The following is a 15839-nucleotide window of genomic DNA, read 5'->3' on the forward strand; positions in this document are numbered from 1 at the left end:
AGTCTGCGTAGGCGACAGTGTCTCAAACAGCTCTGCCATCAGGAAGGCAGGCTGGTGAAATAATCAGTGTTTCCTTAGCTTTCTCAATCAAAGAGGATCACTATGGCAACGGTTGTTTCCTTCATCAACTTCAAGGGCGGGGTCGGAAAGACAACTCTCTCGGTGGAGCTCGCCGCCTCTCTGTACAAGAAATTTAACTCCCGCGTGCTCATGGTTGATTTGGATCCCCAGTCCAACTGCACGCTTTACTGGCTCAATGAAGCCGACTGGGAACGTCAGATCAACGAGAAAGGCACTCTACTATCCTTCTTCGAGGCGTGCCTGGACGACAAACCATTTGACATCTCTTCTATCATCGCCACCCCAACACGATTTGCGAAATCTCCTTGGTATCAGCAGTTCGATCTTCGGCTGAATCGCGGCATTAAACTGGTCCCATCTGACATGCAGCTTTTCGGGGTAGACCTCAGACTGGCTCAGCGGTTTGGCTTTGAGAACCCAAAGGCGCAACTCTTTCTCAAGAAGGCGTTGGCAGCCATCGACAACCAATATGACTTCATCTTCATCGACTGCCCACCAAATCTCTACCTTGCAACACAAAACGGACTATTCGCAAGTCAGTACTACGTCGTCGTTGCCCTTGCTGAGTACCTTTCAACGCTGGGTATCGCGCATATTCAAGCGTCGATCAATTCTGTGTTCTCCTCCGCGAACAACATCATCGGCACCGAAGCATTCAAGAAACCGTCCCTAGCCGGGATCGTTTTCAACAAGGTCCGGTATCTCTCGGGCGGAACACAATCCCAAGAGGACTTCATGTCGCGTATCCGTGCCAAGTATCCTGAGTCCGTATTCAAATCCTACGTCTCACAGTCCGATAAGATTGCCCAACGGCCAGCCCAGAGCGAACCCATCGCACTATCTGACTATGCCGTCGACCAAAAGTACGCTGATCAAATTCATACCGTCGCGGAAGAGTTCTATGATCGCATCACTCGTCCGTAAGGCAGCGCCCTATGACACCACACCAGAAACGAAGGCTAGAACGACTCGCCAAGGCACTCGATGAGGCACAGACCCTAATCCGAGAGCTGTTGCATGAATCAACAAGCGACGTTGAACAAGAACCTACCCCCGAGTTCGATGCCCGCGCAGTCTTAACGTCGCTCAGGACAGTTGAGAGAGGCGCAGCCGAAGAACGGCTTGGTGCCATGAAACAGCATGAATTAGGCGCGGTGTTTGTCGAGGCGGGCGGCCCATCCTCCGACAAAAAGAAACCAAAGGTTTGGCTAGTTGAGCAAATTCTCTGGCGTGTCTTCGACTTTGAGCGTGGGCATGAAGCAATTCGTGGCAAAGGTGCCGGAGAAAGCTAACCCGGCCGAGCGGATCTGCGCAAAAAGCCGCGCAGGCCGCTCACTTCCACGTTGGGCCTCATAGGAGTTACACATGAGCATTGAACTTGCCATCGGGATTGCCGTATTGGTGGTTATCTTCATCATGTTCTTTACGAACATCGGCACCGACTACTCAAAGAGAACAAATCAGCAGCTATTGGATTTGTGGTCACTCCATGAGAATAACGTTCGTGCTGCGAAGGCCGTCGGACCAGAGGCGTACAAGAAGGCCGTGCAGAAGATGTCGACCTTAACGAATGAGTTGAAGAAGCGCGGCCTGCTTAACTCCGACTACACGCAAGGAACGGAAGCCCTTGATTCGATTTCAAGGAAGCTTTTCTCTCGTAGCTTAGATGAGATAAAGGCCGATGCTAAAGCCAACGATCCGGCGTCCTTGTATCAACTTGGAATAATATTTCGCGCAGTTAAGGAACTGAGCGCATCGATAAAATACATTTCCGACTCTGCGAACCTCGGCTATACGGATGCCCAATACGCGCTTGGATGGGCATACATGACAGAAGGAAGCGGAGTTACGGGAAATGCTTGCAAAACCATTAAATGGTTCAAGATTGCAGCCGAACAAGGACATGTCGAGGCTCGAAAGGCACTTGATGTCGCGTTGAAGTCATTTTCAAGGGCCGAAGCGGAAGTCGCTCTTGCCGAAGCAGACAAGTGGTTGAAAAGCAAGAATGCTGAAGGACCAGCACCAAGTGCGCCAGAACCGTCACAGACCCAAGGAAATGCGAACGATGCCTTAAGCGCCGCCGTAAGTGAACTCGAAAAGCTTGCCAAAATCGGAGACCGCCAAGCGCAGGTTCAACTTGGCGAAATGTACTACGGTGGGAAGGAAATTTCTCAGGATCTTCATCGGGCGGCCGCACTGTTCTTAGAAGCAGCAAAGAATGGTAGCCCTGATGCGCAGTTGTACTTGGGAGCCATGTGCGAAAACGGCAGCGGCATGCCTAAGAATTCATTAATGGCAATGCAATGGTATGTCAAGGCAGCAGAGGGAGGAAACGCAATGGCGCAGCATATCCTCTCAACAAGAATTGCCAGCCCCGAGTCGTAGGCGATGAGGCCCTTTTTGTCTCCGAGCCCGGAACCGAGCCGGTAGGCCTGCTCAGCGAACGGGTGACGCCGGAATCAGCGTCTGAAACCGGCTGCCCCGTCCACTTTTGGGGTCATTGGCCAGTTTTTCGGTATTCTCGAGCCGAGCGCAGCCGTGATGCTGGTGGGCGCACCGTCTTGCCAGAGGCGCTGGCTTACACGGCCGTCTCCGCTGCTTTTGCCGAATCTTGTCGGCTGACCGCCATCGGCGGGATGTTCCGCCTGCGAGCTTCCCCATGACTCGCCGTCTTATCCCCGGCAGTGGAATCGATAGCAGTTCATCTTGGTTCGGCTGCGAACCCGTCCGGCGTAAGGTTGCCGTTCCTCTGCACGGGAACAGCAATGAAACGCATCGACATGGAATTCGACCTGGTGGTGATCGGCGGCGGCACCGGCGGGCCGATGGCGGCGGTCAAGGCCAAGGAAAAGAACCCCGGGCTGAAGGTCCTGCTGATCGACAAGGCCCACGTCAAGCGTAGCGGCGCGATCTCGATGGGCATGGACGGCCTCAACAACGCCGTCATCCCCGGCCACGCCACACCCGAGCAGTACGTCAAGGAAATCACCATCGCCAACGACGGCATCGTCGACCAGGAAGCGGTGATGGCCTATGCGGCCAACAGCTTCGACATGATCCAGGAGCTGGACCGCTGGGGCGTCAAGTTCGAGAAGGACGAGACCGGCGACTACGCGGTGCGCAAGGTGCACCACCTCGGCAGCTACGTGCTGCCGATGCCCGAAGGCCACCACATGAAGAAGATCCTCTACCGCCAGTTGAAACGCGCGCGGGTGGAGATCACCAACCGCGTCGTCGTCACCCGCCTGCTGACCGGGACCAACGGCGAAGTCACCGGCGTGATGGGCTTCGACTGTCGCACTGCCGACTTCTACGTGATCCGCTGCAAGGCCGCGGTCATCACCACCGGCGCCGCCGGCCGCATCGGCCTGCCCGCCTCCGGCTACCTGATGGGCACCTACGAGAACCCGACCAACTCCGGCGACGGCCACGCCATGGCCTATCACGCCGGCGCGGCGCTGGCCAACCTGGAGTGCTTCCAGATCAACCCGCTGATCAAGGACTACAACGGCCCCGCCTGTGCCTACGTCACCGGTCCCTTCGGCGGCTATACCGCCAACGGCAAGGGCGAGCGCTTCATCGAGTGCGACTACTGGAGCGGCCAGATGATGCTGGAGTTCTACCGCGAGCTGCAAAGCGGCAACGGCCCGGTCTTCCTCAAGCTCGACCACCTCGCCGAAGAGACCATCAGCGAGATCGAGCACATCCTGCACACCAACGAGCGCCCCAGCCGCGGTCGCTTCCACGAGAAGCGCGGCAACGACTACCGCAGGCAGATGATCGAGATGCACATCTCCGAGATCGGCTTCTGCAGCGGCCACAGCGCCTCGGGCATCTGGACCAACGCGCGCGGTGAAACCTCGGTGCCCGGCCTGTACGCCGCCGGCGACTGTGCCAGCGTGCCGCACAACTACATGCTCGGCGCCTTCGTCTATGGCCGCATCTGCGGCCACAACGCCGCCGAATATTGCAGCACGGTCGCCGACAAGGCGATCGACGAGGGCGCGGTAGCCGCCGAACAGGCGCGCGTATCGGCGCCATTGCAACGCAGCGAAGGGCTGACGCCATTCCAGATCGAGTACAAGACCCGCCGCCTGGTGAACGACTACCTGCAGCCGCCGAAGATCACCCGCAAGTACGAGATCGGCCTGCGCCGCTTCGACGAGGTGCGCGAGGACGCCCAGGCCATGGTGGCGACCAACCCGCACGAACTGATGCGGGCGATGGAAGCGATGTCGATCATCGATTGCGCGGAGATGGCAGCACGATCGTCGATGTTCCGTACCGAAAGCCGCTGGGGCCTGTACCACTACTGCGTCGATCACCCCGAACGCAACGATGCCGACTGGTTCTGCCACACCCTGCTGAGCAAGGGCGCCGACGGCCGCATGGCGATGACCAAGAAGGCCGTCGAACCCTACGTCGTGCCGATCGACGACGACGAGCGCGACGCCTACCAGCGCCTGCGCGTCGAACGCAAGGCCGAAGCCGCCTGACGCGCCCCATCGAACAGAGGACTTACCCATGAGCATCGCCACCACCCTGACCCAGGCACCGGTCAAGGTCCACGAAGACAAATGCATCGCCGAAAAAGGCTGCACGGTCTGCGTCGACGTCTGTCCGCTCGACGTGCTGGCCATCGACCTGGTGAAGAAGAAAGCCTTCATGCAGTTCGACGAATGCTGGTACTGCCTGCCGTGCGAGACCGACTGCCCGACCGGCGCCGTCGAGGTCAGCATTCCCTACCTGCTGCGCTGAGGAGAACGCGATGACGATCAGCCTGGACTCACTCGCCGAACGCCTCGCCAGCACCGACGCCGAAGTCCGCCGCCTGGCGGTGATCGAGCTACCCTACAGTGACGAGGACGACATCGTGCCGCTACTGCTGCCGCGCCTGAGCGACGAGGTTGCCGACGTCCGTGCCGAAGCGGTGCGCGCGCTCGAAGGCTTCGAGGAACCGGAAGTGGTGGAAACGCTGGCTGCCCGCCTGCTCGACGACGACGCAGCAGTGCGCGACGCCGCCGGCGAGGTGCTCGCCGAACTGAAGGACAGCGCCTCGGCCGGGCACCTGCTGCCCTATCTGAGCGGACATGCCGCGGCGGTGCGCACGCTGGCCTTCCGCGCCATACGGGCACTGCGCGCCGCCGGCGCCTTCGAGCCGGCGCTTGCCGCACTGCGCGACCCTGACCCGGGCGTCCGCCGCGAAGCCGTAGGCGTGCTCGGCTACCTGCGCCGTGCCGAAGCCGTGGGCGAACTGGCCGAAGTCGCCGCCCACGACCCGGACGCCGAGGTCCGCCGCATCGCCGTCGGCGCCCTCGGCTACACCTCGGAGATCAGCGTGCTGCCGGCGCTGACCCGGGCACTCAACGACAGCGCCTGGACGGTGCGCGACGAAGCCGCCCAGACCATCGGCAAGCTCCGCCTCGGCCCGGCGACCCCGGACCTGGTCAAGGCCATGAACGACGACTACTGGCAGGTCCGCGTCAAGGCCGCGCGCAGCCTCGGCGTACTGAAGGCCACCGCCGGCCTGCCGGCGCTGGTGGACGCGCTGTCGCACACGATCAGCAACCTGCGCAAGGAAGCCGCCATCGCCCTCGGCGAGATCGCCGACCCGCGTGCAATTCCCGCGCTGGAAAAGGCGCTCGAAGACCCCGATCCCGACGTCCGCAAGCTGTCCCGGCTGGCGCTGACCGCGATCGAACTGGCACGCCAGTGACAGGAGAACGGACATGGCATTCGCCGACGCCCCTTCCTGCCGGCCGGTGCAGATCACCAACCACCGCCGCACCGGCCAGTTGGTCATCGAATGGGACGACGGCGCGCTGAGCGTGCTGCACCACGGCCGGCTGCGCCAGCAGTGCCGCTGCGCCGCCTGCACCCAGCGCCGGCGCAGCGGACAGTTACCCGCCCCGCCTGCCGCGCTGGCCGACATCCGGCCGGTCGCCGACAAGGGGCTCAACCTAGTCTTCACCGACGGCCACGACCGCGGCATCTATCCCTGGGCCTATCTGCGCGAGCTCGGTGACGGACACGCCTTGCTCGAGACATAAGCTGCCGCAGCCGGATCTCGTGATTGGTACCTGACTAAGCGGGCGCTCGACGGGCGTCCGCTATAGCGCCGCAATCCGCGCCTGCAGCCAGACCCCGATGTCGTCGATCTCCTGCGTGCAGACCGCATGCGGCATCGTATAGGTACGCCATTCCGGCTTCAGGCCCAGGCTTTGCAGCAGCTCGAGGGCCTGCCTGCCCATAACCGGCGACACCACGTCGTCCTCGCTGCCGTGGGCGACGAATAGCGGAATGTCGCTGTTGGCGGCGGACAAGCCGTCGGTAATCAGATGGGGAGCGGGGATGTAGGTCGATAGCGCGATCACGCCCGCCAGCGGCTCGGAATGGGTCAGCGCGCTCAGGTAGGCGACTGCACCGCCCTGCGAGAAGCCGGCAAGGAAGATGCGATTGCTCGGGATGCCCCGCGCCACTTCTCGGGCAATCAGGGCGCGGACGACGTCGCGCGAGGCGAGCAGGCCTGCTTCGTCGATCTCGCGGCTGTCCGGCGCCAGCGAGACGATGTCGTACCAGGCGCGCATGACGTAGCCGCCGTTGCAGGTGACCGGCTGGTGGGGTGCGTGCGGGAAGACGAAGCGCACGGCGGGCGAGGGCGGCAGCGCGAGTTCGGGGACGATGGGTTCGAAGTCGTGGCCGTCGGCGCCGAGGCCGTGGAGCCAGATCACCGCCACGCTGGGGTTCGGCGCTGTTTCGACTTCGACAAAGCTGATTTCGGACATTCACGACTCCCGTATGGTGTTCGCAAGGCACAATGCCTGCACCCGTCAACAATGCCAGAATCCCGCTTTCCACCGACAGGCCTTCATCGTGATCGTCCGACCCCGACCGCACTGGCTCCACCTGCTGTTCGTCCGCCGCGGCTCCCTGATGCCGCGCATCTTCTGGCAGTTGCTGTTCGTCTTCCTGCTGTCCTGCGCGGTGCTGGCGATGCACGGCCGGCTGTTCGACTGGAAAGTCACGCTGACGGCCGCACCCTTCTCGCTGATGGGCGTGGCACTGGCGATCTTTCTCGGCTTTCGCATCAATGCCAGCTACGACCGCTACTGGGAAGCGCGCAAGCTGTGGGGCGGAACGCTGATCACGGCCCGCAACCTGGCCCGCCAGGCGCTGACGCTGATCACGCACGGCGACGATGCGCGGCCTGACGCGGCTCGATCTGACGCGGCCCGGCCTTTCGTGCTCGGCCTGATCGGCTTCGCCACGGCGATGCGCAACCAGCTGCGCCGCCAGCCCGTCGACGCCAACCTGGACGGTCTGTTGCCCGACGCCCTTGTCGCTCGTCTGCGCGGTGCGCGCTCGGCCCCCACGCTGATCCTCGTGTGGCTGGCCGAATGGCTGCGGGAGCGGCGCGAAAACGGCAGCTTGACGCCCATCCTGGCGCAGCACATGGAAGCCGGGCTGGATGAGCTGTCCAATGCGCTGGGCAGTTGCGAGCGCATCGCCAATACGCCGCTGCCCTTCACCTATACGGTGATCCTGCATCGCAGCTCCTACTGCTACTGCATGCTGCTGCCTTTCGGCCTGGTCGATTCGATCGGTCTGATGATGCCGCTGGTGGTGGTCTTCGTCGCCTATACCTTCTTCGCTCTCGAAGCGCTCAGCGACGAAATCGAGGAGCCCTTCGGCACCATGCCCAACGACCTCGCGCTCGATGCCATCGTTGCCGGCATCGATGCCAGCCTGCGCGAACTGCTGGGCGAGACGCCGCCGCCGGCGCCGCAGCCCGACAAGAACTTCGTGCTGCGCTGAAACGGAGCGGCGCAGGGGCAGAGCGCCGCGGAAAACTCAGGCCTTCTTGCCGCGCTTGCCCTTCTTCACCTTGGGCAGGGCGGCGACGGCCCGGATCACTTCCTTCAGGTCCCGCGCCGCCAGCAAGGCCAGTCCGGCGCGCAGCACTTCGGACTTGCTCGCCTCGCATCCCGCCTTGGCCAGCGCGGCACGCAGCGCCTTGATGCGCTTGTGTTCGCCAGCGGGCATCGAGAAGGAATTGCGCACGACCTTTTCCGGCTTGGCCGGCTTTTCCCTGCCGGCGCTGGCCTTCCCGTCCGCACTGGCCGCCGTCCGGGCCGGCCGCTTCCTGTCGGGCCTGGCGCGTGGCGGCACCGCCTCGGCCGCGTTCTTCGCATCCGGTACAGGTTCGGGGCTCGGCCCCACTTTCGGTTTCGGCCCCGGTGCCGCAGCAGGCCTGGCGCCCTTGCGCGCGGCCGCCGGCTTCCCGACCACTGTGCTGTCGGATCGCGCCTTTGCACCGACGGCCGGCGGCACCGCCACCGCCGGCAGGCGTTCGGACAGCGCGCTGTCTTCCTGCTTCAAGGTTTCACGCAGCTTAGACAAGGTGCTTCTGGAGGTAGACATCGCTCATCCTTCGATCAGTTTGAGAACGGCCGCAACCAATTGCTCGACTTCTTCCTGGGCCGCGGCAGCGGCGCGCCCGAGCCCGAACACCGAGGTGCCGCGCACGGCACTGAGCGCATACGCACTGCGCTGCGACAGGGCGGCATCGAGCACCGGCAGCTCGAAATCCTGCAGCACGTCGAGCACGTCCCCCGCCAGCGAAGTGCGCATGACGCGGTTGGGCAGCAGCGCGCCACGCAGCGCAGGGCGCGTGCGCTGGCGATCGAGGATCAGGCGCTCGATGCCGCGCGTCGCCCAAAGATCGGTCGGACTGGGCACCACCGGCACCAGGGCGAGATCGCACAGTTCCAGCGCGCTCATCGTGTGGGGATGTTCGATGGACGGTGGGCAGTCCATCACCACCACATCGACGCCGTTGGCGACCGGCTTCAGGGTCTTGGCCATGTCCTTCGCCTTGCCCTGCAGGCGCACCAGTTGCGCCGGGAAAGGCGTTTCGGGCGGCGCCGATTCGGCCCAGCGCGATGCGCTTTCCTGCGGGTCGAGGTCGGCCAGCGCGGCACGGTAGCCGGCCAGCGCCAGGCCCGCAGCCAGCTGCATCGCCACCGTGGTCTTGCCCGAACCGCCTTTCTGCGAAATCAGGGCAATCAGCGTGGGTGCGCTCATGTGAGATCCGGAAAAAAAGGTGATACGGCAGGATGCTATCGCAAGCATCGCCGAGGGTGTGTTACACATCGGACGCACATCACCGGCACCGAACCATGGACCATCCATCCGCCCTGCGCAGATTCGAGGCGCTGATCCGCAACGAATGGCAGCAGCTCACCGCCATCACCCCCAGCAACCGCCGCTGGCAGATGCCTTTCGCCGCGGCGCTCGCAACCGGCCTGCCGCTGCTGGTCGGCGCCTACTTCGACCGCCTGGAATACGGCCTGATCTCCTCGCTCGGCGGCCTAGTGTTCCTGTACCTGCCCAACACCCCGCTGTCGCACCGCATGACCTGGCTGATGGCCTGCGCCTTCGGCATGTCGGCGAGCTACACGCTGGGCACGATCGTCCATTTCCTGCCATTGGCGAAGGCGGTGATGCTGGGCTTCATCACCGTGCTGGTGTCGATGGTGGCCCGCTTCTACCGCATCGGACCGCCCGGCAGCCTGTTCTTCGTCTTGGCTGCGGCGATCGCTGCCTACACGCCCGGCACCGTCGAGGAGATCCCGCTCCGAGTCGGGCTGCTGACGATGGGCACGCTGCTGGCGAGCCTGATCGCCTTCTTCTACAGCCTGCACGTCCTGCGCCTGGAAGCGCCCGAAGCGCCCGCCCCCTTGCCGCCGGCAGACTTCGATTTCATCGTGCTGGATTCGATCGTGATCGGCGCCTGCGTCAGCCTGTCGCTCGCCATCGCCCAGGCGCTGCAGCTCGACCGCCCCTACTGGGTGCCGATCAGCTGCGTGGCGGTGATCCAGGGCGTGTCGCTGCGCGCGGTATGGAACCGGCAGCTGCACCGCGTGCTGGGCACCGCCGTCGGCATGCTGCTGGCCTGGGGCATCATCTCGCTGCCGCTGTCGCCATGGAGCATCGCGCCGATCGTGATCGTGCTCACCTTCATCATCGAAAGCACCGTGGTGCGGCACTACGGCTTCGCCGTCATCTTCATCACGCCATTGACGATCGTGCTCGCCGAAGCCCCCACGCTGGGGCAGCTGCCTGCCGTGGAACTGCTCCAGAGCCGCTTCATCGACACCGTGCTCGGCTGCCTGATCGGGCTGGCGGGCGGCCTCTGCCTGCACAATGTGCGCTTCCGCGCCATCGTCGGCCGCCAGTTGCGCAGGCTCACGCCCGCGCGACTGCGTGGTTGAACCGCCGGTCCTGAACGACTTGCCGCCGGTACGGTCGGAACCGACTGCACCACGCCGAGCGCGTACTTTCCCAGTCCTTGAAACCGCTGCAGTCCACACCCATGTCCCGAACCTGCTTGCCGTCTTCTGCACCGCCGTCCCTCGCCCGCTCTTCCTTCGTCCTCTCTTTCTCCATGCTGCTGCTGGCTCTCGCCGGCTGTGGCGGCCCGGTGGAGGACACCCTGCCCGGGCAGCCGATCAAGCATCGCCAGGAGGCCTTCAAGGCCATGCTGCGCAGCTTCGAGCCGATGGGCAAGATGCTGCGCGACGACCGCTACCAGGCCGACGAATTCGCCCGCCTGGCCGCCGAGCTCGTCACCCTGCGCGAAGGTCCGTGGCCGTACTTCACGCCCGACACGCTCCAGCCGCCCACCAAGGCCAAGGCCGCGGTGTGGGAACACCCGCAGGACTTCGAGCACGAACGGCGGGCCTTCTACGACGCCACCGACGCGCTCGCCCAGGCCGCGCAGACGCATGACAGGAGCCGCGCCCAGGCAGCCTATGACAAGGTTCATGCAAGCTGCAAATCCTGCCACCGCGACTTCAGGAAATAGGCCGCCGGCATCGGAACGGCGCCGGATCGATTGCAAGGATTGAATACGCCCATGCGACTACCGCGCCGATTTGAAGGAAAATAGCGGCTTGGCCGAGTGCGGCACGCCGCGCCGGTGATGGATTTCATCTTCAGGAAACGAGCATGCTGCAAAAGAACCCCGCCTTCGCCGGCGTCCCGGGCCCTGTCGTCGTGATCGTCATGGACGGCTACGGCATTCCCAAGCACACGGTCGGCAGCGCCATCGACGCTGCCCGCAAGCCGACGCTGGACCGCCTGTTCGCCCGCTATCCGAACATCACGCTGCGTGCCCACGGCACCGCGGTCGGCATGCCGTCGGACGACGACATGGGCAACTCCGAAGTCGGCCACAACGCCATCGGCGCCGGCCAGGTCTATGCGCAGGGCGCGGCGCTGGTCGCCAACGCCATCGCCGAAGGCACGATCTGGCAGGGCAGCGCCTGGCAGGAGATCGTCGCCGCCGCCAAGAGCGGCGCCAACGGCAAGGCCGGCGTGCTTCACTTCATCGGCCTGTTCTCGGACGGCAACGTGCATAGCCACATCGACCACCTGAAGGCGATGGTGGTGCAGGCCAAGGCCGAAGGCGTGAAGACGGTGCGCATCCATGCGCTGCTCGACGGCCGCGACGTGCCCGAGACCAGTGCGCTGGACTACGTCGTGCCTTTCGAAGCCTTCCTGGCCGAAATCAGCACCGACGGCTTCGATGCCCGCATCGCCTCGGGGGGCGGCCGCCAGTACATCACGATGGACCGCTACGACGCCAACTGGCCGATGGTGGCACGCGGCTGGCGCACCCACGTGCTGGGCGAAGGCCCGCAGTTCGCCAATGCCACCGCGGCCGTCGAAGGCCTGCGCGCAAGCCATCCCGGCACCATCGACCAGGACCTGCCGGAGTTCGTCATTGCCGAGTTCGACGAAAACGGCAATGGCAAGCCGATCGGCACCATCGAGGACGGCGACGCGGTGGTGCTCTACAACTTCCGCGGCGACCGTGCGATCGAGATCACCCGCGCCTTCGTCGAGGACGACTTCAGCGAGTTCGACCGTGTGCGCCATCCGCGCGTCACTTACGCCGGCATGCTGCAGTACGACGGCGACCTGCAGTTGCCCAGCCGCTTCCTGGTGCCGCCGCCGGCGATCCGCGACACTTCGGGCGAATGGTTCAGCAAGACCGGACTGCCGCAGTTCGCCTGCTCCGAGACGCAGAAGTTCGGCCACGTCACCTATTTCTGGAACGGCAACCGCTCGAGCAGGTTCGGCGGCGAAACCTGGCAGGAAGTCCCCAGCGACGTCGTCCCCTTCGAGCAGCGCCCGTGGATGAAGGCGGCCGAGATCACCGATGCGATGATCGCCGCGCTGCAGTCGGGCCAGTACAAGGTGCTGCGCTGCAACTACGCCAACGGCGATATGGTCGGCCACACCGGCAACTTCCGCGCGGCGACGATGGCGATCGAAGCGGTCGACCTGGCGCTCGGCCGCCTGCTGAAGGCGGTGGACAAGGCCGGCGGCGTCGCCCTCGTCACCGCCGACCATGGCAACGCCGACGAAATGTTCGAACTCGACAAGAAGACCAAGGAACCGGCCGTCAACAAGGACGGCTCCTACAAGGCCAAGACCGCCCACACGCTGAACCCGGTGCCGCTGATCCTGTACGACAACGTCAGCGGCGGCAGGCTGGGGCTGAAGCAGAGCGAAACCGCCGGCCTGTCCAACATCGCTGCGACGGTGGCGAACCTGCTCGGCCTGCAGAAGCACGACAAATGGGACGACAGCCTGCTGGAGGTGAAATGACCATGACACCGCGCGCCCTCCTCGCCAGCCTCGCGCTGCTGCTTTCCGCCTGCAGCCTGCCGCCGCCGGTGGTCGAACAGGACGACGGCATTTCCAGCCAGAGCGGGCAGTTCCACTTCGCCCTGCCCAGCGGCGACTACCGCTGCGGCGAGGGCCAGCAAGTCGGACTGCAGCGCGAGATGCAGGGCAAGGTCAACCACCGCCTGCAGCTGGACTGGAGAGGACGCCGCTACCAGCTCGAGCGCGACTTTTCCGAATCGGGCCTGCCGCGCTTCGAAGACGTGGCCAGCGGTCTGGTCTGGATCGACCTGCCGTGGAAGGGGCTGCTGCTCGACGGGCGCACCCACGCGCCGCTCGCCAACGACTGCACGGCAGCCTGAGCACCGACGGCAGCGGCAATCATGCCGGCCCTGATTGCCGCGATCTGCCCGGCGGCATCACGCTTGCTGTGCCTGACCGGCCAGATGGATTGCATGTCGCCGGGCGAGCCGGCAGGCGCACAATGGCCGTAAACGAAAAGCCGGGCTTCCCTTGCGAGGAAGCCCGGCATCGATTCCGCGGCGCTGAGGGCTGCGCCCTCCGCCACTCAGGCCGCCGGGATCAGGCCTTCGCCGTCTCCAGAATGCTATTGAGCATGGCGCTCGGACGCATCACTGCGCCGCACTTGACCGGATCGACCTTGTAGTAGCCGCCGATGTCGACCGGCTTGCCCTGCACTTCGGTGAGTTCGGCAACAATCTTCTGCTCGTTCTCCGCCAGGGCCTTCGCGATCGGCGCGAAATGCTGCGCCAGTTCGGCATCTTCGGTCTGCTCGGCCAGGGCCTGGGCCCAGAACGTGGCGAGGTAGTACTGGCTGCCGCGGTTGTCGAGCTGGCCGGTCTTGGGCGACGGCGACTTGTTCTCGTCGAGCAGCTTGCCGGTGGCCAGGTCGAGCGTCTTGGCGAGGATCTTCGCCCTGGTGTTGCCGGTCTTGATGCCGAGGTCTTCCATCGATACCGCCAGCGCCAGGAACTCGCCCAGCGAATCCCAGCGCAGGTGGTTTTCCTGCGTGAGCTGCTGGACGTGCTTGGGCGCGGAGCCGCCGGCACCGGTCTCGTACATGCCGCCGCCGTTCATCAGCGGCACGATCGACAGCATCTTGGCGCTGGTGCCCAGCTCCATGATCGGGAACAGGTCGGTCAGGTAGTCGCGCAGGATGTTGCCGGTCACCGAGATGGTGTCGAGGCCGCGGATCACCCGCTCCAGCGTGTAGCGCATGGCGCGCACCTGCGACATGATCTGGATGTCGAGGCCGCTGGTGTCGTAGTCCTTCAGGTAGGTCTTCACCTTCTTGATCAGCTCGTTCTCGTGTGGACGATAGGGGTCGAGCCAGAAGATCGCCGGCATGCCCGAATTGCGTGCGCGGGTCACGGCCAGCTTCACCCAGTCGCGGATCGGCGCATCCTTGACCTGGCACATGCGCCAGATGTCGCCGGCCTCGACGTTCTGCGTCAGCAGCACTTCGCCGGTGGCGATATCGACGATGTTGGCCACACCATCTTCGGCAATCTCGAAGGTCTTGTCGTGCGAGCCGTATTCCTCGGCCTTCTGCGCCATCAGGCCGACGTTCGGCACCGTGCCCATCGTGCGCGGGTCGAAGTTGCCGTGCCATTTGCAGAAGTTGATCATCTCCTGGTAGATGCGGGCGAAGGTCGATTCCGGCATCACGCACTTGCTGTCGTACTGCTTGCCGTCGGCGCCCCACATTTTGCCGCCGCCGCGGATCATCGCCGGCATGGAGGCATCGACGATGATGTCGTTGGGCGAATGGAAGTTGGTGATGCCCTTCGCCGAGTCCACCATAGCCAGCTCGGGGCGATGCTCGTGGCAGGCGTGCAGGTCGCGGATGATTTCGTCGTGCTTGGATTCGGGCAGGGTCTTGATCTTCTCGTATAGATCGACCATGCCGTTATTGACGTTGATGCCGAGCTCGTCGAACAGCTTGCCGTGCTTCGCGAAGGCATCCTTGTAGTAGATCTTGACGCAGTGGCCGAACACGATCGGGTGCGAGACCTTCATCATCGTCGCCTTCACGTGCAACGAGAACAGGATGCCGGCTTCGCGGCAGTCGTCCAACTCGCGCTCGTAGAACTCGCACAGCGCCTTCTTGCTCATGAACATCGAGTCGATGATCTCGCCGTCCAGCAGCGAAACCTTGGGCTTGAGCACGATGGTCTTGCCGGACTTGGTGATCAGCTCCATCTTGACGTCGCGCGCCTTGTCCAGCGTCATCGACTTCTCGCCGTGGTAGAAGTCGCCATGGTGCATGTGGGAAACGTGGGACTGCGACCACTGCTTCCATTCACCCATCGAGTGCGGGTTCTTCTTGGCGTAGTTCTTGACCGCGGCCGGCGCGCGGCGGTCGGAGTTGCCCTCGCGCAGCACCGGGTTGACTGCCGAGCCCAGGCACTTGCCGTAACGCGTGCGCAGCGCCTTTTCCTCGTCGGTCTTCGGATCTTCCGGGTAATCGGGAATGGCGTAGCCCTTGGCCTGCAGTTCCTTGATGCACGTTTTGAGCTGCGCCACCGAGGCGCTGATGTTGGGCAGCTTGATGATGTTGGTATCGGGCAGCAGAGTCAGGCGACCAAGTTCGGCCAGCGTGTCCGGCACGCGCTGCGCCTCGGTCAGGAATTCCGGAAACTCCGCCAGCACGCGGGCCGACACCGAGATGTCGGCCTCTTCGACCTCGATGCCTGCCGGGCCGGTAAAGGTGCGGATGATCGGCAGGAACGCCGACGTAGCCAGCAGCGGCGCTTCGTCGGTGAGCGTGTAAATGATCTTGGATTTCCCCTCAGCCATTCTTTTCCCCTATGTTCTGATCTCTCGCCGCCAAGCCGATGGCGGCACCCGGTCGCCTTGCGCGACGCATGGGCATGCTTGCGCATGTCGGCAGGAAAATACCACGCAACGCCGCCCCCGGGGACCGTAAACATCAAAAGCGCCCCTAATTCTCGCCGGGGGCTGCTTGTATCTTTAAACCAGACCCGCGCGGTAGAGTTTGACTGCCGTATAGGCAGTCAAACCGGCCGGTGCAGCTTGAT

At 63.8% G+C, this 15839-nt stretch carries 16 protein-coding genes; 12 read left to right on the forward strand and 4 right to left on the reverse strand.

The window, feature by feature from the left end; genetic code table 11:
- The first annotated feature begins 102 nt into the window (after positions 1–102).
- The 7 genes from NX068_RS20815 to NX068_RS20845 all read left to right on the forward strand — a co-directional run bounded on the left by NX068_RS20815 (position 103) and on the right by NX068_RS20845 (position 6131).
- Positions 103–1005, forward strand: a complete 903-nt coding sequence (locus NX068_RS20815) for a ParA family protein (RefSeq protein WP_263463152.1) — start codon at positions 103–105, stop codon at positions 1003–1005.
- 11 nt (positions 1006–1016) lie between these two features.
- Positions 1017–1373 (forward strand): hypothetical protein, encoded by a 357-nt coding sequence (locus tag NX068_RS20820; protein WP_263463153.1) that lies wholly within the window; start codon positions 1017–1019, stop codon positions 1371–1373.
- Positions 1374–1446: 73 nt separating this feature from the next.
- A complete protein-coding gene (locus NX068_RS20825; RefSeq protein ID WP_263463154.1) occupies positions 1447–2466 on the forward strand; it encodes a tetratricopeptide repeat protein in 1020 nt (339 codons plus the stop codon).
- A 380-nt stretch (positions 2467–2846) separates the two neighbouring features.
- Positions 2847–4577: a fumarate reductase/succinate dehydrogenase flavoprotein subunit gene (locus NX068_RS20830; RefSeq protein WP_263463155.1), complete on the forward strand. Its 1731-nt coding sequence runs from the start codon at positions 2847–2849 to the stop codon at positions 4575–4577.
- Positions 4578–4605: 28 nt separating this feature from the next.
- A complete protein-coding gene (locus NX068_RS20835) occupies positions 4606–4839 on the forward strand; it encodes a 4Fe-4S dicluster domain-containing protein (protein ID WP_068637229.1) in 234 nt (77 codons plus the stop codon).
- 10 nt (positions 4840–4849) lie between these two features.
- Complete coding sequence (locus NX068_RS20840) at positions 4850–5797, forward strand: HEAT repeat domain-containing protein (protein WP_263463156.1); 948 nt, start codon at positions 4850–4852, stop codon at positions 5795–5797.
- A 13-nt stretch (positions 5798–5810) separates the two neighbouring features.
- On the forward strand, positions 5811–6131 hold the full coding sequence (locus NX068_RS20845) for a DUF971 domain-containing protein (RefSeq protein ID WP_263463157.1): 321 nt from the start codon (positions 5811–5813) through the stop codon (positions 6129–6131).
- 60 nt (positions 6132–6191) lie between these two features.
- Here the strand turns inward: NX068_RS20845 and NX068_RS20850 are convergent, their stop codons facing one another.
- Positions 6192–6866 (reverse strand): alpha/beta hydrolase, encoded by a 675-nt coding sequence (locus NX068_RS20850; RefSeq protein WP_263463158.1) that lies wholly within the window; start codon positions 6864–6866, stop codon positions 6192–6194.
- Positions 6867–6954: 88 nt separating this feature from the next.
- On the opposite strand from NX068_RS20850, the gene NX068_RS20855 reads away from it, so the two are divergent.
- Positions 6955–7896, forward strand: coding sequence for a bestrophin family protein (locus tag NX068_RS20855; RefSeq protein ID WP_263463159.1), 942 nt, complete (start codon positions 6955–6957; stop codon positions 7894–7896).
- 36 nt (positions 7897–7932) lie between these two features.
- On the opposite strand, the gene NX068_RS20860 is transcribed toward NX068_RS20855, so the two are convergent.
- Positions 7933–8502, reverse strand: coding sequence for a hypothetical protein (locus tag NX068_RS20860; RefSeq protein ID WP_263463160.1), 570 nt, complete (start codon positions 8500–8502; stop codon positions 7933–7935).
- A gap of 3 nt (positions 8503–8505) precedes the next feature.
- Positions 8506–9165 (reverse strand): ParA family partition ATPase, encoded by a 660-nt coding sequence (gene parA, locus NX068_RS20865; RefSeq protein WP_263463161.1) that lies wholly within the window; start codon positions 9163–9165, stop codon positions 8506–8508.
- A gap of 95 nt (positions 9166–9260) precedes the next feature.
- Between parA and NX068_RS20870 the strand changes: the two genes are divergently transcribed.
- The 4 genes from NX068_RS20870 to NX068_RS20885 all read left to right on the forward strand — a co-directional run bounded on the left by NX068_RS20870 (position 9261) and on the right by NX068_RS20885 (position 13139).
- Positions 9261–10355, forward strand: a complete 1095-nt coding sequence (locus tag NX068_RS20870) for an FUSC family protein (RefSeq protein ID WP_263463162.1) — start codon at positions 9261–9263, stop codon at positions 10353–10355.
- A 101-nt stretch (positions 10356–10456) separates the two neighbouring features.
- Complete coding sequence (locus tag NX068_RS20875; RefSeq protein ID WP_263463163.1) at positions 10457–10948, forward strand: c-type cytochrome; 492 nt, start codon at positions 10457–10459, stop codon at positions 10946–10948.
- 143 nt (positions 10949–11091) lie between these two features.
- Positions 11092–12759, forward strand: coding sequence for a 2,3-bisphosphoglycerate-independent phosphoglycerate mutase (gene gpmI, locus NX068_RS20880; protein ID WP_263463164.1), 1668 nt, complete (start codon positions 11092–11094; stop codon positions 12757–12759).
- A complete protein-coding gene (locus tag NX068_RS20885) occupies positions 12756–13139 on the forward strand; it encodes a hypothetical protein (protein WP_442806771.1) in 384 nt (127 codons plus the stop codon). The genes gpmI and NX068_RS20885 overlap by 4 nt, the downstream gene beginning before the upstream one ends.
- 220 nt (positions 13140–13359) lie before the next feature.
- Here NX068_RS20885 and NX068_RS20890 read toward each other — a convergent pair whose 3' ends face one another.
- Positions 13360–15597: an NADP-dependent isocitrate dehydrogenase gene (locus NX068_RS20890; RefSeq protein WP_263463165.1), complete on the reverse strand. Its 2238-nt coding sequence runs from the start codon at positions 15595–15597 to the stop codon at positions 13360–13362.
- Positions 15598–15839: the final 242 nt, after the last annotated feature.

The organism is Thauera carbonicopians (assembly GCF_025699485.1).
GTDB lineage: Bacteria > Pseudomonadota > Gammaproteobacteria > Burkholderiales > Rhodocyclaceae > Thauera.